Source organism: Acinetobacter sp. WZC-1, from assembly GCF_052544965.1.
The window spans coordinates 2,642,698-2,665,365 of the sequence record NZ_CP199370.1 but is presented as its reverse complement, the minus strand read 5'-3'; the positions used below and the strand labels follow the sequence as shown (position 1 = coordinate 2,665,365).

Genomic DNA, 22,668 nt, shown 5'->3' with positions numbered 1-22,668 from the left:
TCATCAAGTTTTTGTATTTACTTGACTTTGTGAATGAATGCATTGTCCGGGATCAAAAGATGCTTTGACCTGGGTAAATTCCGGAATAAATACTCAAGCTATCCGGTAAATAATTTTCTGTCACATGAATTCTGCAAATAAGCTGGATCAGAAAGCCTGGCACCTGAATCAGGACAGTGATCTGCGGGATTTCCTACGCTTTTCAAAGCGCAGCGGGTCCAGCTGTAGGAACAGTTTTTCCGGAAGCGGGCAGGCTTCACCCAACAGGAGGGCCATCAATAGTTCACTGCATAGCGGGGCATACAGGAAGCCTTTTGAACCGAGCCCGGCCAGGGTGTAAATTTCAGAATCCGGCTGCAATTTCCCCACCAATGGAAAAAAATCCGGACTTTGTGCGCGGATGGAGGCACGGCCCTGCCATTGTTCCACGGGGCTCAGTTGTTCTGCATACTGTGGAAATACCTTGTGGATAAGATCATGGTTATGCACATGGTCTTCGATCAGTACTTCATCATCTTCCCGCCCGGGGTGGAAGGACGCCCCTAAAATCAGCTGTGCAGGATCCAGTTGCATGCAATACCCCCCATAACTATAGGCCTGATCAGTATTTAAAACCGATTGCTGATTGTTGAGCCAGCTGATCTGCCCTCGGATCGGTCTCAGTATTGGGTAGTTTTCAAAAAATGCATGGCTGTGCCTGGCACAGCAGACAATGGCATGATCAAATATGCCCAGTGAATGCTGATCAGTATCCGATACGGTCAGGCGGCCATCCGGCATTTTTGTTATGGCGCCAGCATGGGCCTGCTGAAACTGGATCAGGGGATGATTCAGCATCTGATCGCTTAACTGATGCGGGCGGATGGTGCCGGCCTGTGTCAGGTATAGACTGGCATAGGCTGTTGTCATGTCCAGTTCACCGGCTTGTTGGGCTTTGAGCAAGCCCTCGGGATATTCTCCGGCAAGACCCAGCAATTCATCCGCTTTTTTCAGTGCAAGCTGATGCACTGCAATTGGACGAAAGGCGTCAAATTGCATGTAATGATTCAGTGCAAACTGCCAGGCCACGGTCATCAGATGCACTGAACTCTGTTCAATTGGACTGAGTCTGGGGGTGAGCAGTGCCAATGGGTTGCCGGATGCACCTGCCAGTGGGGCTGTCTGATCGTACAGTACTACTTTATGGCCCCGCATGGCCAGTGCCCATGCGCAGCTTAAACCGGCAATTCCAGCACCAATAATGGCAATCTGACGCTGAGCATGGACCATTGATTGCTGTTGAGCAGAAACGGCATCTGTACTGGTGCCGGCATCCAATGTATTCACAGTCAATGTGTTTTCCGGAGCCGTTACAGGCCAGATGGCTTTCAGCATTTCCCGTTTGTGCCCAAAGCCGCGGGGGCTTGAAACCTGTATACCGTGCTGTCTCAGACCGCGTTTTAATACACCGGCTACGCTGAAAGAGGCAAAGGTGCTGCCAGGTGCTGAGAGACGCACAATATGCTTTAGAATATTGTCCTGCCACATGTCCGGATTACATGCAGGCGCAAAACCGTCCAGAAACCATGCATTGACGGCTTTTAGTACTGGAATGACCGGGAAAACAGTGTCTGCATCCCCCAGCCATAAATCCAGCGAAAAACGTTGTTCAGGGAAATTCAGGCGGTGGCAACCCGGAATGGGCAGGGGATATTGTTCAGTCAGCTGCTGTGACAATGGCTGTAACTCAGGCCAGGCGTTTAAGGCCCGGATCAGATCATCCCGGGTCAGGGGGAACTTTTCAACACTGATGGCATGCAGATGGCTGTGATTATCCGGTCGGACCTGCTGCCATAACTGCCATAATGCCAGGATATTCAATCCTGTGCCAAATCCTGTTTCACCGACGCAGAAATATTCATGGTCCTGTAGATATGTAAGACGGGTGGATAAATCATTGCCATTTAAAAAGACATGCCGGGTTTCTTCCAGTCCATTGTCCCTGGAAAAATAAACGTCGCCAAACTGGCGGGACACTGGAATTTCAATACCGTCGGCAATTTGCCAGTCCAGTAAGGCAGTTTGAATGGCTTCAGACAAAACAGGAGAACCTTTCAGAGATCAGGACGTAATACCATCACCACTGGCGGCGGCGTTTGGTATAGATATAGCTGGCAATGAAGAAGCCCAATAGGACGCCGATTGCAATGGTCGCAGCACCATAAAGAAACATCTGTGCGCTGGTTTCACTTTGCAGGACCTGTAACTGTACGCCCAGGTTGTCATTTTTCAGCTGTAATTCCTGATTCTGTGACAAAGCTTCCAGATTGGCTCTTTCCAGTTGTTGCAGGCGGATCCCCTGATCTTTCAGCTGTGCTTTGACCTTTGCATCCTGGGAGGTTTTTTCGCGGTTGATCTGTTCTGCTGTCAGCGGTTTATCCTGCGGAGCCTGTACCCGGGGGCCGGTACCTGCAACCGCAGGAATAATGCCGGGCCTGGACGCAGGCTGACCGGCATCGGCTGTTGTTGCAGTTGTCGTCTGTGCAGTTGTGGTATTGGGGGGGGACGGTTCTGCCCAGGCCAGCGAGCAAAGCAATAAGGAACCCATGAGGCTTTTGAGCAGAATATGCATTATTTTATCCTTCCGGCAGCGCTTTATTGAAAGGTTTGACATCAATATGCGCATAAACGCCTTCCCTGAGAAAGGGTTCTTCAGCCAGCCAGGCGTCCAGGGCTTCACGGGTTTCAAAATCCAGGATCATGGTACTGCCATAGAAACCGGCCTGTGGGTTTTCCCGGTCTTTTGGCATGGCACCTGCAACAATGACACGACCTTCGGCATCCAGTAAGCGGATACGGGCTAAATGCTGTGGACGGACCGCTAGGCGTTTTTCAATGGTCCCTTCGTGATCCGTGCAGGTAATTACAAATAAAGGCATGTGATTTCTCTGGTTTGATAACACATTATTCATCAGTCGATTTAAAGTGTTTACGTAAGACAATAAACTGGATAATGATAAAGGAAAACATCACAATCATGTCACCAAAAGCAGTAAATTCACCCCAGTATTTTCCATTCATGAAGATAAAGGCGAAAAAGGTATGCAACAGGGACATGACAATGAACATAATGACCCAGGCATAATTTAAATTCATCCAGCCTTTGGGGGAGAGTTCCAGTACCGGACCGAATAACCGCTGGATCAGTGGTTTTTTATCGCTTCCAAAATAAGGGGACAGCAGGAAAGCACCGGCAAAAACCAGGTTCAGGAGAATGGCTTTTAATTTGATATAGGTTGCATCCCTTAAGGCCAGTGTCACACCACCCAGCACAATGGTCAGTAATAAGACAATCCATTGCTGTTTTTCAAGTCTGAATTTCTGGTAAATAAACAAACCACCGTAAATGACCAGCATGGAAATAATTAAACCCGCAGTTGCAACAAGAATGTCATTATTATTTGCCCCCCCGGAATAGTCGATCAGTTGTAGCAAAGGATGGTGGTTATCCTTGGGGTCAACGGTTTTCAGTAAATAATAGAAAATAATGATTGGCACAAAGTCCAGGAGTGCTTTCATGTTAGAGTATCTGATCTGTTCAGGTGGATGGGATAGTATAAAAGATGCAGGGCGTGGATTTACATACACACAGTAATATTTCTGATGGAACGCTGTCCCCGGCAGAATTGGTTGCTGCTGCACTGGAAAAAGGGATTCATACCCTGGCACTGACTGACCACGATAGCATGGATGGCTTAATTCAGGCCGAACAGATTGCAAAAAGCCAACCAATCCGGCTGATTTCCGGTGCGGAAATTTCCTGCCAGTGGGCAAGGCCTGCCACCCGGAAAAGTTATGGGGTTCATATTGTGGCGCTGAACATGCAGAACCCGGAACCCCTGCAGCAATTGCTGGCGCAGCAACAGAAGATTCGTGCTGAACGGGCCAGGCAGATTTGTAATTTACTCATCCCCCTGACAGGTCAGGACATTTATGCGGATGTGATGGTCCAGGTGGATGGTCAGGCGGACCGGATTACCCGGACACATATTGCCCGTGCACTGGTGGAAAAAGGTGTTGTGGCACGACCTCAACAGGCATTTGATAAATACATTAAGGAAGGGAAAAAGGCCTACGTAAAATTTGATGGGCCGGGATTGGCTGAAACCATTGCAGTGATTCATCAGAGCCAGGGGTTTGCAGTATTGGCGCATCCAACCCGCTATGATCTGTCGGCAACCAATGTCCGTTATCTGATTGAACTTTTCGCCGGGCATGGTGGCGACGCAATTGAACTTCCTCCTGCAACGGAGCCTGCATCGACCCGGCAGATGGTGGATCGGATGATCGCTCAGTTTAATTTAAAGGTCTCCGTGGGCAGTGATTTTCACGGGGAAAATATGCCGTGGATTAAACTGGGCAATGTCCCGAAAGTGCATGAAGGGCAGGCAGGGATCTGGGAAAGCTTTCAGTAAACTGGCCGGTACTTTAAGTTTGTACTCAGGCTGTTCCGGCCCGGCTTTGCTGTTTGTGCGGCATGCAGTGAACAGTGGCCAGGGCATGCGGAACTCAAAGCAGGTTATGATCCTGGGCCTGAATTGGTGGTGGCGTCGGTTTACCCAGGGTTCCCAGTAATTCAATTTCAATGGTTCTGACCATTGAATCCAGCGGAAGGTCATTACTCTGGGTGCCAAACGGTTCTTCAATTTCGGTACTCAGCGCATCCAGCCCAAGAAAAGTATAAGCGAGGATACCCACCAGCAACGGCGTTGCCAGTCCAAGCAGGGAACCCAGGCTGAAAGGCAGCATAAAACAGAAAAAATAAACCGTGCGGTTCAGCAGGACCGAATAGGCAAAGGGCAGGGGCGTAGTGGCAATACGATCACAACCGGTTTGTACCAGGCTCAGCTCGGCAACATATTGATTTATCTGGGTGTAAATAATGTCGGAAATTTCATTTTCCTTCAGCGCCTGCATCAATTCCCACTGAATCAGGCTGAGGGTGTATTGCGGTGCATTGTTCTGCTGATACAGCTGGGCCAGCGCCTGCTGGCTCATGCCGCTGGCTTCCACCAGTGACATGGGGTTGGCGGTCTGGTGCCTTAACCGGTCCCGCAGTACATTGGCAAAAACAATCACATGCTGAATTACACGTTCGCGTCGGCCCTGAGGCAGAATACGGCAGTCACGGTCAAAATGACGGGCAGTGGCAATCAGGCTTCCCCACAGTTTGCGGGCTTCCCACCAGCGGTCATAGCAGGCAGTATTTTTAAAGCCCAGAAAAATGGAAAGTACGACCCCAATCAGGGTAAAACCCACCAGCGGAAGTTCAGGAAAGCGATATAGATCTGCATATTCAACCCCGCCGACCACAGCGGAAATCAGCATCACAAAACCAAGCGGCGGCAGTACTTTGGGTAGAATGGTGCCACGCCATGAAAAAAGCAGTCTCAGGGTGTCATTCTGTTCGCGGACAATCATGTGATCTGTTTCTGGATATTTTTCATCTGATCCTACTGGTTCATGTCATTTTGTCAATATCATCCGGCATCCAGCAGCAGGGGTTTGATTAGATTATGTTCAGCAAAGGAAAAAGTCTGCTCAGTTGCAATAATCACATGATCCATCAGCCGGATTTCAACCAGTTCACAGGCACTGGCAATTTTCCGGGTTAACTGCAGGTCCTGCTCGGAGGGCTGTGCCATGCCCAGGGGATGATTATGTGCAATCACCAGGTAAGTGCTCTGTTGCTGAATGGCATGTCTGAGCAACTGGTTGATGGAGATATCACAATAATTGACCGATCCGAAAAACAGTTTTTTAAAACTCAGGTTGCGTAGCTGACTGTCCAGGCACAAGACTGCAAAAACTTCCCGGGATTCGCCCAGCAGTTCATAACGCAGATAATCCTGAACCAGGTCTGAACGGCTTAAGTCCGCTTTGTGAGCAATATGATGTTTTAAATAACGTCGTCCCAGTTCCTTGACCGCCATCAGCTGGGAATATTTGGTGGCGCCAATGCCATGAAACTGGCTTAAGTCGTCCAGTGAGGCATCAAAAACCGGATTCAGTCCACCGAAATGCTGAATCAGTAAACGAGCCAGTTCCACAGCGGAATGTTGTCTGGAACCTGAGCGCAAAAAGATGGCCAGCAGTTCTGCATCAGACAGACTGGCGGCCCCCTGTTGTAATAGCCGTTCTCTTGGCCGTTCCTGTTCAGGCCATTGTTTAATTGAATTATTCATTGTAGGTCACTGTATTGATTTATATTACTTTTCATAATTGCAGACCGAAGGTCTTGGGTCCCGGATTATTTAATGATATTGTGAGCGCCACTGCAACAGAAAGGTGGTCTGATAGTGAGTTTCGATCTCAGTGTGATTTCCAGTAAAAATATTATTCTTGCGGTTACCGGCGGCATTGCGGCCTATAAAAGTGCCATACTGGTACGCCGGTTGAAGGATTATGGTTTTAATGTCCGTGTGGTCATGACCCAGGGGGCTCAGGCCTTTATTACGCCGCTGACATTTCAGGCATTATCGGGTAATCCTGTGCATACTGAATTACTGGATCCGGCTGCTGAGGCCGGCATGGGACATATTGAGCTGGCGCGGTGGGCAGATCTGCTGTTGGTGGCTCCGGCAAGCTGTGACACCATGGCCAAATTTGCAGCCGGTCTTGCCGATGACCTGCTCAGTACCTTATATCTGGCCACCAGTGCCCCAGTCTGGGTGGCACCGGCCATGAATCAGCAAATGTGGGCGGCCAGGGCAACACAGCGTAACCTGAATACCCTGGTGGATGATGGTGTACACGTGATTATGCCCGATGCCGGTGCTCAGGCCTGTGGGGATGTCGGTCTGGGGCGGATGCCGGAACCTGAGGATGTGGCACGGCAGGTCATGCAGTATTTTCACAGAGCGCAGCGGGCTGTTGCAGAAAAATTCGGGCTGCTGGCAGGCCAGCATGTGGTGATTACCGCAGGTCCGACCCGTGAAGCGATTGATCCGGTTCGCTATATTTCCAATCACAGTACCGGGAAAATGGGATTTGCCATTGCCGCGGCCTGTTATGCCGCCGGTGCAAAAGTGACTCTGATTGCCGGCCCGGTCAGTCTGGAGACGCCGAATGGCGTGCGGCGTATCAATACTGCATCTGCCCTGAATATGCTGGATGAAAGCATGAAACAGTTGAAGGAAGGCTGTGATATTTTTATTGCCACTGCTGCGGTGGCGGATTATCGGGTGGCACAGATCGCTGAACATAAAATTAAAAAAACCGGTGATGAACTGCAGGTTTCACTGGTCAAGAATCCGGATATCGTAGCCGCCATTGCTCAGCAGCAAAAGCGTCCATTTATGGTGGGTTTTGCTGCTGAAACCCGTGATGTGGAAAAATACGCAAGCGAAAAACTGGTGGCAAAAAAACTGGATATGATTGCCTGTAATGACGTCTCCCGTCCGGATATTGGTTTTGCTTCAGATGAAAATGCCATGATGGTGTTTTTTGCGGCGCAATACCAGATGGAAAAACGGGAACTGGAAAAAGCATCCAAACAGGAAATCGCACAGCAACTGGTGGAAGCCATTCATGATGCCTTGCATTATGAGGCTGGATCCGCCCAGTCTTCGTCACTTTTATAAAAATATAAAGATGCTGATCGGGGCCGGGCCGACAGCATTCAATGGATATTTCATCTATACAGACCAGCCACAGTGTTCATTTGATGGGACATTGATATGATAAAAAACGATAACTGCAGTTTTTATGCTGACATTCTTTGTGTTGCACAGTATGGCGCTGGTACAGGCGGGAAAGCTGGATGAAGTGAAGCAGCAGGGCAGGAAACTGGCAGAGATCCGGGATCCGGGGCATCAATATTATCGCTGATTTTTGTGGCTGTTTGCACGACACAATCGGTCTAAAAAGCTGAACTCAGCATGATTCGGATTTTCAGTCACGGCCGGCACTGTTAAAGTGCATGCATACAGGTTTTTTCAGGATATCAATATGCGCTCACAGATGAATTATGACCGTATTGCTACAGCGATTGACTATATACAGCGTAATTTTCAGCAACAGCCGGGGCTGGAAGAAATAGCGGAATATCTTCATTTAAGCCCGGCACATTTTCAGCGCCTGTTTACCGAGTGGGCAGGGACCAGTCCAAAGAAATTCCTGCAATATATCAGCCTGGCGCATGCCAGGAAGATGCTCAGACAGGAACATGACAGTAACGTCCTGGATGCGGCTTATGCAACAGGGCTGTCCAGTTCCAGCCGGCTGCATGATTTATTTATACAGATTGAAGGCATGACCCCGGCTGAATATAAAAATGGCGGCAAAAATTTACAGATCAGTTATGACCTGGATATGACGCCTTTTGGTCCGGTGCTGATTGCGTCCACATCGCGGGGAATTTGTCATCTGGCTTTTATTGATGATGCACAGAATGCGATTGAGCAGCTGCGGCAAAAGTTTCCGGCGGCTGAGTTTCAGCAGCAGTCTGACGACATGCAGCAGCATGCACTGCAGATTTTCAGATATGAGCGGAGCCAGTTGAGCCAGATCAAGCTGCATTTAAAAGGCACCGATTTTCAGTTGAAAGTCTGGGAAAGCCTGCTCAGAATTCCCATGGGACAACTGATGAGTTATGGCGATATTGCACAGCAGATGGGACATCCGAAAGCATTTCGCGCGGTGGGAACCGCCATTGGCAATAATCCGGTTGCTTTTTTAATTCCCTGTCACCGTGTGATTCAGGCAACAGGAACACTGGGCGCATACCGATGGGGCAGCATTCGCAAAACGGCAATCATTGGCTGGGAAGGAGGTCATCTGCATGCAGAAAACAGCTGAAGGCGCCCAATTGTATCCAAACCTGCTGCCCTGTGATGGGATGGTACATTATTATGGGAAAATCCTGAATGCGGCGCAGGCCGATGATTTTTTTGAACAGTTGCTGCACAGTATTGCGTGGCAGCATGACGAGGCCGTCATTTTTGGTAAAAGGATTGTGACCAGTAGAAAAGTGGCCTGGTATGGCGACCAGGCATTTGAGTATACCTATTCCAATACTTCGAAATATGCCTTGCCCTGGACCAGAGCCTTACTTGAGCTGAAAGGGATGATTGAACAGTTCAGTGGTGAACAATTTAATTCATGCTTACTGAATCTGTACCACAGCGGCAGTGAAGGCATGGCCTGGCACAGTGATGGTGAAAAGGATTTAAGAAAGGACGGTGCCATCGCTTCGCTGAGCCTGGGGGCGGAACGAAAATTTGCTTTTAAACATAAAAAGACACAGGACAAAGTTGATATATGGCTACAGCATGGCAGTCTGCTGATCATGAAGGATAAGACACAGACTTACTGGCTGCATCGTTTGCCACCGACAAAGCGGGACAGACGGCCCGCATCAATCTGACCTTCAGGACCATTGAAAACTTTACAACATGAGTAGTGCTGCATGAATGTTGACACATGAGACCAACAAAAAAAAGGCTGAAATGATTTCAGCCTTTTTTGTTCAGGACGAGGCAGGCACAACAGACAACATTGATCCTGGCAATGTTTGAGGCCTGTGGTTTTTTAAGCCTGACCTTCAGCAGCAGTTTCGCTGACACGTTGTACATTTGCCTCAAACTCTGCATCAAAATTGATCGGAGTCAGCAGTAATTGAGGGAAGCTTCCACGGGTCACCAGATCATTGACTGCTTCACGTAAGAACGGGAACAGAATGTTCGGGCAGTACGCACCCAGAATGTACGGCAGGCGGTCTTCATCGATATCACTGATCAGGAAAATACCGGACTGAGTGGCATCGACAATAAATGCCGTATCACCGGCATTATTGGCCTGTACCACAACTTTTAAGGACACTTCATAATGGGTCGGGTCAACCTGTTCAGCAGCAGAAGACAGGTTAATGTTCAGCTCAGGCTGCCATTCTTTGGTAAAAACGCTGGCCCCTGGGACTTCAAATGACAAGTCTTTGGTGTAAATACGTTCTAAAGCGAGTTGTGGCTGCGCCTGTTGTTCTTCACTCATTCTTTATTTCCTTAAATATGAAGCGGATGATTTTATGATAAATGTCTGGATGGTCAGTGTTCAGGTCAGCATCTGGTCAAGTTTGCCATCACGCTCCAGCGCGTATAACTGGTCAAAACCGCCAATGAACTGATCATTAATGAAAATCTGAGGCACCGTCCGGTGACTGGTTTTCTGGGTAAGTTCCATACGGACTTCCGGTGCTTCATTGGAGAGATTGATTTCTGTATAAGCAACACCTTTACGCTCGAGAAGCTGTTTTGCACGAACACAGTATGGACAGAAAGTTGTTGAATAAACTTTTACTTCAGCGGTCATGATTCTGACTCCTTAAGCCTTTTTCGCTTTAATCAGGGGCAGGCCCTGAGCTTTCCAGTTGCTGACACCGCCATCGAGACGATAACTGTCTGCATGACCGACCTTCTGCAGGGCACTGCCTGCAACCTGGCCCAGATTACAGATGAAGACCAGGGGGCGGTCTGCTGATTTTAACTCATCAATATGACTTGAAATCTGGCTGAATGGAATATTACGGCTGCCACTGATATGACCATCGCGGAAATCCTTGCCATCCCGTAAATCAATCAGCATGGCATTTTTAGCCTTGACCAGAATACCCAGTGACTGTGGTGAAATCTTACGCCCATTGCGCTGTCCTTCAAACACAAAGAACAGAACAATCAGCACCCCTAAAATACCAAATAAAAAGGGGTGATTCCCCATAAATTCCAACCAGCGTTCCACAAGCCACCTAAATTACAAATCAAAATTGGGTTTGAGTATAGCGTATATATATGGTGATCAAAATCATCGCTTCAAGGGCTGCGCAAAAGAAAACTAATTTTTTTGTTGTGCCTCAGTAATTTCTTCAATCAGCTGCAAATAGCTGTTCAGGCGTCGTGGCAATATTTCCCCGGAGGCAGCGGCCTGTTTTAAGGCGCATTGTCTTTCATGGGTATGGGTACAGTTTCGATACTGACAATAACCGATCCGGTCGGAGATTTCCGGGAAGCCCTTTTCAATTTTTTCCATGTCCAGATGCCACAGGCCAAACTCCCGGATACCGGGTGAGTCAATCAGTGCGCCATTTTCACCAAAACCGATTAAACGGGTGGATGTGGTGGTGTGCTGCCCGAGGGCAGAATTCTCAGAGATGATATTGGTCTTTTGTGCAGCATCCGGCACAATGGCATTGATCAGTGAGCTTTTACCGACACCAGACTGGCCGACCAAGGCAACTGTTTCACCATCCAATCGCTGAATGAGCCCATTCAGATCACCGTCGGACTGACATTGCATGACTTCATAACCCAGGGACTGATATTCTGCCGTCAGTTGTAAAATCGGGTCATCCGGTTGCAGCAGATCGGCTTTATTCAGCAGCAGCAGTGCCGGGATGTCAGCATCTGCACAGGCCACCAGGTAGCGGTCAATCAGTGTCGGTGCCGGTTCCGGCAGGGGTGCAAAGACAATCACAATTAGACTGATATTGGCAGCCACGGGTTTGACTTTATGATAGCGATTCGGCCGTGTCAGCAGTGATGTGCGCGGGTGAATGGCGGTAATGATCCCTAAACCGGTATTGGGGTCTGCCTGCCATTTGACTCTGTCACCAGTGACCAGCAGTTCCAGGTTGGTGCGGGTGTGACAGCGCCATATACTGCCGATTTCAACCGGTTTCCATGCGGCTTCGGGCTCTCCGTTCCGGGCTTCCGGTTTAATGGATGGCACATCTGGAACCGACAGGGCCTGTACTTCAAGCTGCCGTCCATAATGCTGAACCACCAGGCCTTCCAGGTCGCTGGAGGTGTCCATGTCCTGCTGGCGTGTCTGCTGCTGTTTCTGAATGCGGCGCTGCTGTTGTTCAGTTAAACGACGCTTACGGATTAAAGCCATTCATGTCCTGAAAAACCATAGTTTCTGTAAGGCAAAAATAGCATGATGAGGGTATTAATTACAGCGAAGATACAGGAAATTTGCTACCATAGCCGTTTTTTAACCTGTATTAAGATTGCACATTTATGAGCAGCACGCCGGATACCCGCCTGATTTGGATTGACCTTGAAATGACAGGTCTCGACACGGACAACGATCAGATTATTGAAGTTGCCACGATTATCACTGATAACCAGCTGAATATTGTAGCGGAAGGTCCGGTGCTTGCAGTGCATCAGCCTGATCGGGTGTTGAATGCAATGGATGAGTGGAATACCCGTCAGCATGGTCAGTCCGGCCTGACAGAGCGGGTCCGTCGCAGTAAACTGACTGCACAGGATGCAGAGCAGCAGACGCTGGAATTTCTGAAAAAATGGATCAATCCGAAAATATCGCCAATGTGTGGTAACTCCATCTGCCAGGACCGCCGTTTTCTGCATCGTTTAATGCCGGAACTGGAACAGTACTTTCATTACCGCAATCTGGATGTTTCTTCAGTGAAAGAGCTGGCAAAGCGCTGGCGTCCTGAGATTATGGATGGCCTGAAAAAAAATGCGTCACATCTGGCGATGGATGATATCCGTGACTCCATTGTTGAACTGAAATATTATCGTCAGTACTTTTTTATTGCCTCATAGTTTATTGCGTCATGGTTTATCTTGTCATGGTTGATGCATCAGGGGCACAGCAGTGTCCTGGAATCATTTCTGAATGCAGGTGGATTGGCTGTCAGGCATTTTGCAGTGTGTATTTTTAGGCTATACTGATGGAGTTTGTATGTTACAAAAAGATGCGTGCTGTTCATCAGTCTGAAAATAAGCCGTTTTAAAATTTTCCTATCTTTTAAATTATTACAACGAGTTGAGCTATGCAAAGTAATAACCCTATTTTAAATCGTGTTGAAACTTACAGCGATATCAGTCAGCCCATGACGGTCCAGGGCGCCATTCAGAAATCAGTGTTATTGACGGTGATTGCTGCCGTTATTGGCATGGGTTTATTTTTCTACAGTTTTGCGACCACGAATTTTTCCATTGCCTATGCAGCTGCCATGGTCGGGGCCATCGGTGGTCTGATTCTGGCCCTGATCGCGACATTCAAGCCCACTACAGCACGAGTGCTGGCCATTCCCTATGCATTGTTTGAAGGTGCATTCATTGGCGGTATTTCGGTGATTTTTCAGCTGAACTACCCGGGGGTTCCATTGCAGGCTTTACTGGCAACATTTGTTACCACACTGGTAATGTTTGGTCTGTACCGTTTCCAGATCATCCGTGCGACTGAAAAATTCAAATCCGTAGTGATGTCCGCAAGTATTGCCATTGCGCTGGTCTTTGTGGTGCAGTTTGTGATGCGATTGGCCTTTGGTTCCAGTATTCCCTACATTTTTGAAAGCAATTGGCTGGGCCTGGGCTTCGCTGCATTTGTTGCGGTCATTGCTGCATTAAATTTAATCCTGGATTTCGATTTAATCGAATCTGCAGCAGCACAGCATGCCCCTAAGGCATTTGAATGGCTCTGTGGTATTGCGCTGCTGGCAACACTGGTGTGGATGTATTATTCATTCCTGCGTCTGCTCAGTCTGCTGCGTGGTGATGACTGAATCAGTCTTTATACATGCTGATGTATGGAAGCCGGACAGAAAGTCGTTCCCGTGAGGGGGCGATTTTTTTATGGTCAGGTCAGAGTTGAAAAAAGATGCATTATGCAATTTCGTAATGTGTCTGGACCTGACATGATGTAGATCTATTATTTGAAGTGAGATTCTCATGGCGCAGGGACTTCTGGCGGGTAAACGCTTTCTGGTTGCAGGTATTGCAAGTAAATTATCCATTGCATTCGGTATCGCTCAGGCCTTACACCGTGAAGGTGCTGAACTTGCATTTACTTACCCCAGTGATAAGCTGAAAAAACGTGTGGATGACTTTGCAGAACAGTTTGGCTCGACACTGGTTTTTCCCTGTGATGTTGCCAGTGATGCAGACATCGAAGCTGTTTTTACCGAACTTGCAACGCACTGGGATGGGCTGGATGGGGTGATACATTCCATCGGTTTTGCTCCGGCACATACACTGGATGGTGATTTTACCGATGTAACCGACCGTGAAGGTTTTAAAATTGCCCATGATATCAGTGCCTATAGTTTTGTGGCGATGGCACGTGCTGCAAAGCCATTGCTGACGGTCCGTCAGGGATGCCTGCTGACACTGACCTATCAGGGTTCTGAACGTGTCATGCCAAATTACAATGTCATGGGCATGGCCAAGGCTTCATTGGAAGCCAGTGTCCGTTATCTGGCTTCCAGTCTGGGCGCTGAAGGCATTCGTGTCAACGCCATTTCCGCAGGTCCGATTCGTACCCTGGCGGCATCCGGTATTAAATCTTTTCGTAAAATGCTGGACGTCAATGAAAAAATCTCTCCGCTGAAGCGCAATGTCAGTATTGAAGATGTCGGCAATGCGGCATTGTTTCTGTGTTCGCCGTGGGCCAATGGCATTACCGGTGAGATTTTATATGTGGATGCCGGTTTTAATACGGTTGGCATGAGCCCGGATCTAATGGATGAAGATTAATCCATAATTGATACGGATGCGCAGTCTCCCTGAACTAATGATGCGCTGACCAGGCTTGGATGACGGATAAAAATTATGGTGGGGCCATATATTTTATCTGTGATCCGGGCCTTTTACTTATAGTGACCTGATGGGGAAAAGTGGCTCGGAAAGCTGTCTGACCAGGGCTGGAAATCATGTTTTTATGCCGACGCGATGAAAAAAATATATTCAAATGTCTGAGAGGGCGGTAATCTAGGCAGATACCGGTTGTTGTTTGTGTAAAGGAAAAATCATGTCCCGTGTTGCCCGTTATCATGCTGATCGTACCAATCAGAAGCTTTACTTTGCACGACTTGCATGTCAGCAGGCAGAACAGACCGAGCATATTCAGCAGGTTCAGGCCTATCGGGAGTCTGCGGTATTTCATCTGCATGGTGCTGTGCTGGCTTTTTTACAGGAACTTGCCCGTTATTATCGCCTGAATGATCTTCAGCCGACCCTGAAATCCATTGAAGAAAATATGGAGGAGAAAGGCCAGATTTCTCCTGAGGTGTCTGTCATGCAGCAGCTGGCAAAGGATGGATTTATTGCAGAACTGAAACGCGCTTATCGCATGTGTCAGTATGCACCTGAGCCGAGCATTCCCGAGCCGGAAGATGAAACATCTTCCAATCTGATCATTAAAGTCACACAAACCCCGCAGGCTTGGCTGCCTGATATTAAAATCCTGCGTGAGTGGCACCGGGACCTGACTCATTTAATTGACGGTTTTCGCAATGAAATGGTCGAATTCTGATCTTTTTTTGTGATCTGTCTTGAAATTCAGCATCTGATACCGATATAACATGTTTAAGAGTTGCAAAGTGTCATACGGCATTTTGCCCCATGTTGAGCATGGAGGGGATGTATATATGTCTATAGAACAGTTAAAAGAGTTATTTGGTAATCAGGAAGCGATTCTCGAGCTGGTTCAGCTTGAAAATGGTGAATTGGCATTACGCAATTCCGGTTCCGAACAGGAACCACTGGTAACCATTCAGTTTAATGAAGAGATAAAGGCCCTGTTGGGGGATCAGACTCCTGTCATTGCTCAGCATATGGTTCAGGCGGCTTTATTTGCCCTGATGGAAAAACAGGTCAGTCAGTGGCAGGCTGAGGTGGTCGATGAAGAACCCAGATATATGAGCTAGGTTCTATTTTTCAATAAAAACGCACCTCCGGGTGCGTTTTTATATGCTGTAACCTTTTGACTGATTCAGTTGTAACGACCTGTCATTCAGCCATTCAGTGGGTAGGGGGATGTCGGTGGGCAATCTGAATCTGATTTAAAATATGATTGCTCATATTTTTCGCCATTTCCTCTTTGGCATAATACACCTCGCCAATCTGCTCAGCACGGATGACCTCGGCTTCTTCCTTGCTTTCTGCGCAAAGCAGTACCTGAATCTGTGGGTTCAGCAGTCTGGCTGTTTCCACAATTTTATGAATGTTGACAATATCCGTGGGTGAAATCACCAGCAGACGGGCATGCTGAATATGTGCCTGAATCAGGACGCCCGGCTCGGTGGCCTGTCCGGAAACAGCGGCAATTCCCTGGTCGCGCAGATCCTCGACTTTTTCCCGGTTTTCTTCGGCAATCACCACTTTAATGCCGTCATTCATTAAGGTCTGGGTAATGCGTCGGCCCACGCCGCCATATCCGATAATCACCACCTGATCACGCAGATACTCCTGATCGACTTCGTCGGGTAACATGGCCAGTGGGTCACTGCTGCGTTCCAGTAAGCGGGCCAGTTGCGAACGTTCACGGATCCAGTTCTGTATGGGTTCAATGGCAGAAAACAGAAATGAGTTCAGGGTAATGGAAAATAGTGCACCTGCCAGAATAAGATTCTGTGCCTCATGGGTCAGCAGACCGAGTGACAGCCCCATTGTGGCCAGGATAAAGGAGAACTCACCAATCTGTGCCAGGCTGGCCCCCACAGTCAGTGCGGTATTGATGGGATAGCGGAAGAACAGTACCAGTGCCATCGCCGCCAGGGTTTTACCAACCATAATAATGGCAATCACGGCCAGAATATGGAGCGGTTGTTCAAAAATAATCCGTGGATCAAACAGCATGCCCACCGAAATGAAAAACAGGATGGAGAACACTTCACGCAGGGGCAGGGTTTCTTCTTCTGCGCGGTGACTGAAATCTGACTCCCGGACCACCATTCCGGCAAAAAAAGCCCCCAGTGCCATGGACACGCCAAAAATGGCATAGGAACCGTAGGCAATGGAAACGGCAGCAGCAACCACCGTCAGGGTAAATAGCTCTCTTGAACCCAGCCGTACCACAAATTGCATGATCATGGGAACCAGCCGCTTGCCAATGACCAGCATGAAGGCGATAAAGCCTGTGACTTTCAGTAAGGTCATGCCCAGTGTCAACCAGAGATTATGGCTTTCATGACCGATTGGTGAATGGCCCCCCATTAGTACTGCTGTTGCAGGTAAAAGCACCAGCACCAATACCATGACCAGGTCTTCAACCAGCAGCCAGCCGACGGCAATTTTACCATTAATGGAGTTGAGCAGGCCTTTGTCACCCAGTGCCTTGAGCAGGACCACGGTACTGGCACAGGACAGGCTCAGACCGAATACCAGTGCTGAACCGAAACTCCAGCCCCAGCACATCGACACTGTCATGCCAAGCAGGGTGGCAACGGCAATCTGTAGAATGGCACCGGGCAGTGCAATACGCCGTACCTGCATCAGATCATTCAGGGAAAAATGCATGCCGACCCCGAACATCAGGAACATAACACCAAGCTCTGCCAGCTGATTGGCAAGTGTGATGTCAGCAACAACACCCGGGGTATTGGGGCTGATCATCATACCGGCAATCAGATAGCCGATCAGGGGCGGGAGGCGTAACCGTGCAGCAATATAGCCAAAAAGAAGGGCTATACCAAAACCGACTGCAAGTAAAATGATCAGATCGACATTATGAGGCATCGAGCACTCCTTTTATGGCTGGAGGAATTCTCAGGAAAGCATGATGCATGAACAATGCCGGTAGCCCTTCTGAAAAGTCTGACAGGACGGGAAAAAAGCGAAAAAAAACGACCTCGCAAGAGATCGTTTTTCTGAAAGCAAAAATTATTTAATTTTTGCTTCCTTGAAAATAACATGCTGACGAATTTTTGGATCAAATTTTTTGATTTCCATTTTTTCCGGCATGGTACGTTTGTTCTTGGTGGTGGTATAGAAGTAACCTGTACCAGCAGAAGAAACCAGGCGAATTTTGTCACGCATTGTACTGACTCCTTAGATCTTTTGACCCTGAGCACGCAGATCTGCAACGACCTTTTCAATGCCCAGCTTGTCGATAATACGCATACCTTTTGGTGTCAAGCGAAGACGTACAAAACGTTTTTCACTTTCCAGCCAGAAACGGTGATGGTGCAGGTTCGGCTCGAACCGGCGCTTGGTTTTGTTGTTGGCGTGTGAGACGTTGTTACCAACGACTGGACGCTTGCCGGTAACCTGGCAAACCTTAGACATGGTGTTCTCCATTGATTCAGCCAACAGCAAATCTGTATGGCCAGTCATATAAATAAATAGATGAATTCATTCAAGGGGCGTTTTATACCAAAAATCCGATCAAAAGACAAGCGGAAATGGTGAAAACTCAGCATGATTGTGTGTAACAGATCATGCCTTGACCAGCTATCGGAGAAAGGTTTTCTCCAATACTTTGAGCGCTGCTTTTTTGTTGAATGGCGGTAGGATCAGTTTAAGGCTGAAAAGCTTTGGAATAGACATGACGGAGCGTTCATTGGACAAACTGAAGAACCCCTCCGGGCCGTGATATTTGCCCATGCCGGAAGCGCCCACGCCGCCAAAAGGTAAGTCATCCTGTGTCACATGGGTCAGCACGGCATTCTGACCAAAATGACCTGAATGTGTGCGCTGTGAAATATAATCTGCGCGCGCGTTATCAAAATCAAAATAATATAATGCAAGCGGGCGTGGGCGACTGTTAATAAAATCAATCACCTGGTCAATCTGATCATATTCCATGACCGGCAGTACCGGACCGAAAATTTCGTGGTTCATGATCTCCATGTCTGCAGTCACACCGGTCAGAATGGTCGGTGCGATTTTGTGTACACCGGTCAGGTCTTCATGTGCCGGGTTGATTTCAGTCAGCTGAGCGCCCTGTTGCTGCGCTTGCTGGACATAATGCTGTATCCGTTGATACTGTTTGTCATTGATGATAGCCGTGTAATCCTGGTTGTTCTGCAGGTCCGGGTACATGCTGCTGACAACATCCTTATAGTTTTCGATGAATTCGGCAGTTTTCCCTCTGGGCAGAAACATATAGTCCGGTGCCACGCAGGTCTGACCGGCATTCCATAATTTCCCAAAGGCAATACGCTGAGCAGTTTCTTTCAGATCACAGGATGGATGTACAACAACCGGAGATTTTCCGCCGAGTTCCAGGATTACAGGCACCAGGTTTTCTGAGGCTGCTGCCATGACAGTTTTACCGACAGCGGTTGAACCGGTAAAAATGATTTTATCAAAGGCCAGATGGCTGAATGTGTCAGAAATCACTCCGCCGCCAGTCACCACGGCAACCAGTTCCTGTGGGAAGGCTTCAGACAGAATGTTTTCAAGCACCTGACCAAAATGCATGGAAGCACTGGAGATTTTGAGCATGGCGTGATTGCCGGCAGCCAGTGCACAGATCAGCGGTCCAACAGAGAGCAACAACGGATAATTCCACGGTGCGATGATGCCGACCACACCCATGGGCTGGTACTGTACCCAGGCTTTGGCCGGCTGGTGAATGAGTCCGACGTGACGCCGGGACGGTTTCATCCAGTTTCCCAGGTGTTTGCTGTAATATTTGATGTGCTCCACACAGGTGAGCAGTTCACCAATTTTTGTTTCTGTAATGGAACGGTTACCATAATCCTGATCAATTGCATCAGCAATTTGATCCTGATATTTTACAAGGACTTTCTTGAGGCGTGTCAGTCGTTCGATCCGTTCTTTTGCCGTAGGCAGAGGATAATGCTGATAGGCTGATTTCTGCAGAGCCAGTAACTTATGCAGGCGCTGAACTTCGGGTGGCAGGGATGTCAGGTTTCCCATATCTGTCGGACTGTTCATGGTAAGTACCATTGACGGAAAATTAAAATATATATAATTTTAGAGTAAATACTCTAATTGGAATAGTCAAGTCACTTCAACCTGATGTGACAAGTTGAATTAACGGTTAAAAACGGTATCTGGATGTCAAGCCCTAAAACACTGAAAACGAAAGATCGGATATTGCAGACCAGTCTGCAATTATTCAATGAGCGGGGTGAGCGCTCGGTCACTACCAATCATATCGCAGCAGAACTGGGGATCAGTCCGGGCAATCTTTATTATCATTTTCGCAATAAACAGGAAATCATCAGGCAGCTGATGGAACAATACCAGCAGGAAACGCTGGCGATGATGGCACTGCCCGGTGACCGTGTGGTGAATGCCAATGACAAAATCCATTATTTTCAGGTTTTGAGTAACCAGTTGTGGGGGTACCGTTTTTTGCATCGGGATGTTTATCATCTTGCTGAAAACAATAAATATTTCAAAGAAAAATATTTGTGTTTTGCCGGTCAGATCATGCAGCAGGGGCAGAAAATTTATCATGCCTTTGTTGATGCAGGGCTGATGCAGATGACCGCCTCAGAGATTGAAGCACTGATTATTAATATCTGGATTGTACTGACCAACTGGACCAATTTTCTGTACATGTCCGGCCATCTGAATGATTCCGGTCACCTGGACGAAAAATGGGTGTGGCAGGCGCTGCGGCAAATGGTGTTTCTGGAGGGTCCTTACCTGCGTGGGGAAAGTCGAGAAACTTATGAGCGCCTGCTGGATACCCTCGGTTCGTCGACATTATTTGCCAGTTTATCCGGCATAAAACAGCACTGAACCGGTTGTGGGCGTTGAAAGCAGTGTAAAAAGCGTTAGAATAGCTGCGCTGTTTTTTCAAATTATATAAGCGATATCAATCAATATGAATATGACGACTGCCTATACAGCCCGTTTACTGATTACCTGTGAAGACAAACCCGGGATTGTGCAGGCTGTATCGAGTTTTCTGTATCATCAGGGTGCAAATATTACAGCACTGGATCAGTATGCAACAGCGGCTCAGGGTGGGCGCTATTTTATGCGGGTTGAGTTTGAGCTGGAGCATTTGCAGGCCCGTAAGGAAACCCTGTTGCATACCTTTGCCGCGAATGTTGCGGAGCGCTATGCCATGCAATGGCGTCTGGCGCTGGTGAGCGATGTCAAAAAAGTGGGGATTCTGGTGTCCCGGGTGGACCATGCCCTGCTGGAGCTGTTGTGGCGGCATTCCCGGGGAGGACTGCCCTGTGAGATTACCCGGGTGATTTCCAACCATGAAGATTTGCGTGAGTCTGTGGAAAACTTTGGCATTCCTTTTATTGTGGTGCCTGTGGAAAAAGACAATAAAGCGGAAGCCTATGCAGAAATCAATGAATTGATGCAGGACAATGACCTGCTGATTTTAGCCCGCTATATGCAGATTCTGAGTGAAGACTTTGTGTCCATGTGGCCCATGACGATCATTAATATTCATCATTCGTTTCTGCCGGCCTTTGTCGGTGCCAATCCCTATAAGCAGGCCTATGAAAAGGGTGTGAAACTGATTGGTGCCACCGCGCATTATGTAACGGCTGAACTGGATCAGGGACCGATTATTGAACAGGATGTCGAACGTGTCAGTCATGATTTTACCGTGGAGCAGTTGCGTGAACTGGGACAGGATGTGGAGCGTAATGTACTGGCCCGTGCCGTGAAATGGCATCTGGAGGATCGGGTCATTGTCGATGGTCACAAGACGGTGGTGTTTCAGTAAGTTCAGGTAAAACGACTTGTCATCAATGCCGGAAACATATGCTGATGAAGCAATGCAGGCAGGTATACGGGGGGATGCGGATGGGCATCCCTTTTTATCTGTTCGGTTTGTCATGTCGTCTGTATCAGCGTGACTGTACACGCCAGTGATGATGCTGAATGTGGCTCTGGATTGTATTACTTTTTGTTATGCAGATCATGTATATGACTGAATTCATAACGCTTACAACGGGTGCCAATGCAACAAAAAAGCATCCAAATAGGGGTTGCAAATGAAAACACTTCTCATTTATTATAGCTGCACTTCAATTGTTCCAACCGATGAGCTGGATCCGCAAAACCGTTTTGTGTGACGGTAATGTGTGGTATTCAGCCCAGTTTCAGGTATCCAGATTCATATGAGTCAGTCTTCCACCGCCAGCCTTAAGACGTCACCACCAGCGAAGAAAAGAATTATGATTGCACTACTGACAGTCATGATTGGTCATTTGGTGGTGCTGTGGGTGGTCAGCCACATGAAAGTGCCTGAGTTAACGCCCATTGAAAAGAAACCGTTAAACGTCAAGTTTGTAAAACTGAAGGAAGATGCGCCACCACCGCCACCCCCTGTGGAACCGGTCAAGCCGAAAGTGGAACCAAAACCGGAACCTAAAGTGGTTGAACCACTACCAAAACCTGTGGAAAAGCCGAAGGTGATTGCCCAGAAACCTGAGAAAAAGCAGGAAAAGGCAATTCAGCAGGACGATACACTGGAAAAGCAAAAACTGGAACAGCAACGCCAGGAACAGCAGTTAAAAGAACAGCAACAGCGCGAGCAGGAACAGCGTGAGCAACAGCAGCGGGAACAACAGCGTCGTGAGCAGGAACGGCTGGATCAGCAGCGCCGTGAGCAGGATAATCAGAATAAGGCCCGCAATGTCAGTAAAGGGGATCTTTCCTGGAAATTCAAACCCAGAATTGATCCTGAGAAATTAAGTAAATATATCAGTAAGGGGCAGCAGGTCAGTATTGTATTGTTGTTTGAAGCAGATGCAGAAGGCGCGGTAAAATCAGTCAGACTGCAGAAATCCACAGGCATTCCGGAACTGGATAACTACATTGTGGGTCAGGCTCAGAAATCGACGTTTAAAGCTTACCGGGAAAATGGCGTTAAGGTCCCATTCAAGGTCATTCAGGATTTTATTCTGGAAGGTCCCAAGTCGTAACAGATTAAAGA

Annotated in this window: 25 protein-coding genes and 2 pseudogenes; 13 read left to right on the top strand and 14 right to left on the bottom strand. The window is 48.1% G+C overall.

From position 1 onward, the window contains the following. Positions 1-168: 168 nt before the first annotated feature. The 4 genes from mnmC to ACT6PV_RS12290 are packed head-to-tail and all read right to left on the bottom strand — an operon-like array spanning position 169 to position 3,558. Entirely contained in the window at positions 169-2,079 is a 1,911-nt protein-coding gene (mnmC, locus tag ACT6PV_RS12305) for an FAD-dependent 5-carboxymethylaminomethyl-2-thiouridine(34) oxidoreductase MnmC (protein ID WP_445116624.1), read from the bottom strand. A gap of 37 nt (positions 2,080-2,116) precedes the next feature. Continuing rightward, on the bottom strand, positions 2,117-2,611 hold the full coding sequence (locus ACT6PV_RS12300; protein WP_445116623.1) for a hypothetical protein: 495 nt from the start codon (positions 2,609-2,611) through the stop codon (positions 2,117-2,119). 4 nt (positions 2,612-2,615) lie between these two features. After that, on the bottom strand, positions 2,616-2,918 hold the full coding sequence (locus ACT6PV_RS12295; protein ID WP_445116622.1) for a YciI family protein: 303 nt from the start codon (positions 2,916-2,918) through the stop codon (positions 2,616-2,618). Between the two features lie 25 nt (positions 2,919-2,943). Further along, complete coding sequence (locus ACT6PV_RS12290; protein ID WP_445116621.1) at positions 2,944-3,558, bottom strand: inner membrane-spanning protein YciB; 615 nt, start codon at positions 3,556-3,558, stop codon at positions 2,944-2,946. 44 nt (positions 3,559-3,602) lie between these two features. Here ACT6PV_RS12290 and ACT6PV_RS12285 point away from each other — a divergent pair, with 44 nt between their 5' ends. After that, positions 3,603-4,454, top strand: a complete 852-nt coding sequence (locus ACT6PV_RS12285) for a PHP domain-containing protein (RefSeq protein WP_445116620.1) — start codon at positions 3,603-3,605, stop codon at positions 4,452-4,454. Between the two features lie 94 nt (positions 4,455-4,548). Here the strand turns inward: ACT6PV_RS12285 and ACT6PV_RS12280 are convergent, their stop codons facing one another. Together ACT6PV_RS12280 and radC are read right to left on the bottom strand one after the other, a co-directional pair. Next, positions 4,549-5,460, bottom strand: a complete 912-nt coding sequence (locus ACT6PV_RS12280; RefSeq protein WP_445116619.1) for a bestrophin family protein — start codon at positions 5,458-5,460, stop codon at positions 4,549-4,551. 59 nt (positions 5,461-5,519) lie between these two features. After that, positions 5,520-6,224, bottom strand: a complete 705-nt coding sequence (gene radC / locus ACT6PV_RS12275; RefSeq protein ID WP_445116618.1) for a RadC family protein — start codon at positions 6,222-6,224, stop codon at positions 5,520-5,522. 114 nt (positions 6,225-6,338) lie between these two features. Between radC and coaBC the strand changes: the two genes are divergently transcribed. The 4 genes and pseudogenes from coaBC to ACT6PV_RS12255 all read left to right on the top strand — a co-directional run bounded on the left by coaBC (position 6,339) and on the right by ACT6PV_RS12255 (position 9,438). Further along, entirely contained in the window at positions 6,339-7,622 is a 1,284-nt protein-coding gene (gene coaBC / locus ACT6PV_RS12270) for a bifunctional phosphopantothenoylcysteine decarboxylase/phosphopantothenate--cysteine ligase CoaBC (protein ID WP_445116617.1), read from the top strand. Positions 7,623-7,779: 157 nt separating this feature from the next. Then, positions 7,780-7,869, top strand: a pseudogene (locus tag ACT6PV_RS12265) (cytochrome b562); the annotation flags it as partial. A 120-nt stretch (positions 7,870-7,989) separates the two neighbouring features. Then, complete coding sequence (locus ACT6PV_RS12260; RefSeq protein ID WP_445116616.1) at positions 7,990-8,838, top strand: bifunctional transcriptional activator/DNA repair enzyme AdaA; 849 nt, start codon at positions 7,990-7,992, stop codon at positions 8,836-8,838. After that, a pseudogene (locus tag ACT6PV_RS12255) lies at positions 8,822-9,438 on the top strand (alpha-ketoglutarate-dependent dioxygenase AlkB family protein). The gene ACT6PV_RS12260 and the pseudogene ACT6PV_RS12255 overlap by 17 nt, the downstream one beginning before the upstream one ends. A 132-nt stretch (positions 9,439-9,570) precedes the next feature. Here the strand turns inward: ACT6PV_RS12255 and secB are convergent. The 4 genes from secB to rsgA form a co-directional block, all read right to left on the bottom strand. Beyond that, entirely contained in the window at positions 9,571-10,029 is a 459-nt protein-coding gene (secB, locus tag ACT6PV_RS12250; RefSeq protein WP_445116615.1) for a protein-export chaperone SecB, read from the bottom strand. 60 nt (positions 10,030-10,089) lie between these two features. Continuing rightward, on the bottom strand, positions 10,090-10,347 hold the full coding sequence (gene grxC / locus ACT6PV_RS12245) for a glutaredoxin 3 (RefSeq protein WP_445116614.1): 258 nt from the start codon (positions 10,345-10,347) through the stop codon (positions 10,090-10,092). A gap of 12 nt (positions 10,348-10,359) precedes the next feature. Beyond that, the gene (locus tag ACT6PV_RS12240; RefSeq protein WP_445116613.1) at positions 10,360-10,773 is read right to left on the bottom strand and encodes a rhodanese-like domain-containing protein; all 414 of its coding nucleotides are present in this window, start codon (positions 10,771-10,773) and stop codon (positions 10,360-10,362) included. A 93-nt stretch (positions 10,774-10,866) separates the two neighbouring features. Then, a complete protein-coding gene (gene rsgA / locus ACT6PV_RS12235; RefSeq protein WP_445116612.1) occupies positions 10,867-11,925 on the bottom strand; it encodes a ribosome small subunit-dependent GTPase A in 1,059 nt (352 codons plus the stop codon). Between the two features lie 125 nt (positions 11,926-12,050). Between rsgA and orn the strand changes: the two genes are divergently transcribed. From orn to ACT6PV_RS12210, 5 genes are all read left to right on the top strand, one after another. Continuing rightward, positions 12,051-12,602, top strand: a complete 552-nt coding sequence (gene orn, locus ACT6PV_RS12230) for an oligoribonuclease (RefSeq protein ID WP_445116611.1) — start codon at positions 12,051-12,053, stop codon at positions 12,600-12,602. 230 nt (positions 12,603-12,832) lie between these two features. Continuing rightward, complete coding sequence (locus ACT6PV_RS12225) at positions 12,833-13,567, top strand: Bax inhibitor-1/YccA family protein (protein WP_445116610.1); 735 nt, start codon at positions 12,833-12,835, stop codon at positions 13,565-13,567. Between the two features lie 166 nt (positions 13,568-13,733). Further along, positions 13,734-14,537 carry an enoyl-ACP reductase FabI gene (locus tag ACT6PV_RS12220; RefSeq protein WP_445116609.1) on the top strand — a complete coding sequence of 268 codons (804 nt, stop codon included), beginning with the start codon at positions 13,734-13,736 and terminating at the stop codon, positions 14,535-14,537. Between the two features lie 274 nt (positions 14,538-14,811). Next, positions 14,812-15,315, top strand: coding sequence for a DUF6586 family protein (locus ACT6PV_RS12215; protein ID WP_445116608.1), 504 nt, complete (start codon positions 14,812-14,814; stop codon positions 15,313-15,315). Between the two features lie 115 nt (positions 15,316-15,430). Next, on the top strand, positions 15,431-15,709 hold the full coding sequence (locus ACT6PV_RS12210) for a hypothetical protein (protein ID WP_445116607.1): 279 nt from the start codon (positions 15,431-15,433) through the stop codon (positions 15,707-15,709). Positions 15,710-15,803: 94 nt separating this feature from the next. On the opposite strand, the gene ACT6PV_RS12205 is transcribed toward ACT6PV_RS12210, so the two are convergent. The 4 genes from ACT6PV_RS12205 to ACT6PV_RS12190 all read right to left on the bottom strand — a co-directional run bounded on the left by ACT6PV_RS12205 (position 15,804) and on the right by ACT6PV_RS12190 (position 19,685). After that, the gene (locus ACT6PV_RS12205; protein WP_445116606.1) at positions 15,804-17,519 is read right to left on the bottom strand and encodes a cation:proton antiporter; all 1,716 of its coding nucleotides are present in this window, start codon (positions 17,517-17,519) and stop codon (positions 15,804-15,806) included. Between the two features lie 144 nt (positions 17,520-17,663). Further along, positions 17,664-17,819 carry a 50S ribosomal protein L33 gene (gene rpmG / locus ACT6PV_RS12200; protein ID WP_001205031.1) on the bottom strand — a complete coding sequence of 52 codons (156 nt, stop codon included), beginning with the start codon at positions 17,817-17,819 and terminating at the stop codon, positions 17,664-17,666. Between the two features lie 12 nt (positions 17,820-17,831). Next, positions 17,832-18,068, bottom strand: a complete 237-nt coding sequence (gene rpmB, locus ACT6PV_RS12195; protein ID WP_445116605.1) for a 50S ribosomal protein L28 — start codon at positions 18,066-18,068, stop codon at positions 17,832-17,834. A 165-nt stretch (positions 18,069-18,233) separates the two neighbouring features. Then, on the bottom strand, positions 18,234-19,685 hold the full coding sequence (locus ACT6PV_RS12190; protein ID WP_445116604.1) for a coniferyl aldehyde dehydrogenase: 1,452 nt from the start codon (positions 19,683-19,685) through the stop codon (positions 18,234-18,236). Between the two features lie 123 nt (positions 19,686-19,808). Between ACT6PV_RS12190 and ACT6PV_RS12185 the strand changes: the two genes are divergently transcribed. The 3 genes from ACT6PV_RS12185 to ACT6PV_RS12175 all read left to right on the top strand — a co-directional run bounded on the left by ACT6PV_RS12185 (position 19,809) and on the right by ACT6PV_RS12175 (position 22,657). Next, positions 19,809-20,501: a TetR/AcrR family transcriptional regulator gene (locus ACT6PV_RS12185; RefSeq protein WP_445116603.1), complete on the top strand. Its 693-nt coding sequence runs from the start codon at positions 19,809-19,811 to the stop codon at positions 20,499-20,501. Between the two features lie 85 nt (positions 20,502-20,586). Continuing rightward, positions 20,587-21,453, top strand: a complete 867-nt coding sequence (gene purU / locus ACT6PV_RS12180) for a formyltetrahydrofolate deformylase (protein ID WP_445116602.1) — start codon at positions 20,587-20,589, stop codon at positions 21,451-21,453. A 397-nt stretch (positions 21,454-21,850) separates the two neighbouring features. Then, entirely contained in the window at positions 21,851-22,657 is an 807-nt protein-coding gene (locus ACT6PV_RS12175; protein WP_445116601.1) for an energy transducer TonB, read from the top strand. The last annotated feature ends 11 nt before the right edge of the window (positions 22,658-22,668 follow it).

Coding starts and splice junctions, on each gene's coding strand:
- ACT6PV_RS12210 (WP_445116607.1), top strand. CDS start 15,431: ATGTCTATAGAACAGTTAAAAGAGTTATTTGGTAATCAGGAAGCGATT.
- ACT6PV_RS12280 (WP_445116619.1), bottom strand. CDS start 5,460: ATGATTGTCCGCGAACAGAATGACACCCTGAGACTGCTTTTTTCATGG.
- ACT6PV_RS12220 (WP_445116609.1), top strand. CDS start 13,734: ATGGCGCAGGGACTTCTGGCGGGTAAACGCTTTCTGGTTGCAGGTATT.
- ACT6PV_RS12260 (WP_445116616.1), top strand. CDS start 7,990: ATGCGCTCACAGATGAATTATGACCGTATTGCTACAGCGATTGACTAT.
- orn (WP_445116611.1), top strand. CDS start 12,051: ATGAGCAGCACGCCGGATACCCGCCTGATTTGGATTGACCTTGAAATG.
- rpmG (WP_001205031.1), bottom strand. CDS start 17,819: ATGCGTGACAAAATTCGCCTGGTTTCTTCTGCTGGTACAGGTTACTTC.
- ACT6PV_RS12285 (WP_445116620.1), top strand. CDS start 3,603: ATGCAGGGCGTGGATTTACATACACACAGTAATATTTCTGATGGAACG.
- ACT6PV_RS12205 (WP_445116606.1), bottom strand. CDS start 17,519: ATGCCTCATAATGTCGATCTGATCATTTTACTTGCAGTCGGTTTTGGT.
- rsgA (WP_445116612.1), bottom strand. CDS start 11,925: ATGGCTTTAATCCGTAAGCGTCGTTTAACTGAACAACAGCAGCGCCGC.
- ACT6PV_RS12175 (WP_445116601.1), top strand. CDS start 21,851: ATGAGTCAGTCTTCCACCGCCAGCCTTAAGACGTCACCACCAGCGAAG.
- secB (WP_445116615.1), bottom strand. CDS start 10,029: ATGAGTGAAGAACAACAGGCGCAGCCACAACTCGCTTTAGAACGTATT.
- ACT6PV_RS12300 (WP_445116623.1), bottom strand. CDS start 2,611: ATGCATATTCTGCTCAAAAGCCTCATGGGTTCCTTATTGCTTTGCTCG.
- ACT6PV_RS12215 (WP_445116608.1), top strand. CDS start 14,812: ATGTCCCGTGTTGCCCGTTATCATGCTGATCGTACCAATCAGAAGCTT.
- ACT6PV_RS12290 (WP_445116621.1), bottom strand. CDS start 3,558: ATGAAAGCACTCCTGGACTTTGTGCCAATCATTATTTTCTATTATTTA.
- ACT6PV_RS12225 (WP_445116610.1), top strand. CDS start 12,833: ATGCAAAGTAATAACCCTATTTTAAATCGTGTTGAAACTTACAGCGAT.
- grxC (WP_445116614.1), bottom strand. CDS start 10,347: ATGACCGCTGAAGTAAAAGTTTATTCAACAACTTTCTGTCCATACTGT.
- ACT6PV_RS12190 (WP_445116604.1), bottom strand. CDS start 19,685: ATGAACAGTCCGACAGATATGGGAAACCTGACATCCCTGCCACCCGAA.
- rpmB (WP_445116605.1), bottom strand. CDS start 18,068: ATGTCTAAGGTTTGCCAGGTTACCGGCAAGCGTCCAGTCGTTGGTAAC.
- ACT6PV_RS12295 (WP_445116622.1), bottom strand. CDS start 2,918: ATGCCTTTATTTGTAATTACCTGCACGGATCACGAAGGGACCATTGAA.
- ACT6PV_RS12185 (WP_445116603.1), top strand. CDS start 19,809: ATGTCAAGCCCTAAAACACTGAAAACGAAAGATCGGATATTGCAGACC.
- radC (WP_445116618.1), bottom strand. CDS start 6,224: ATGAATAATTCAATTAAACAATGGCCTGAACAGGAACGGCCAAGAGAA.
- purU (WP_445116602.1), top strand. CDS start 20,587: ATGAATATGACGACTGCCTATACAGCCCGTTTACTGATTACCTGTGAA.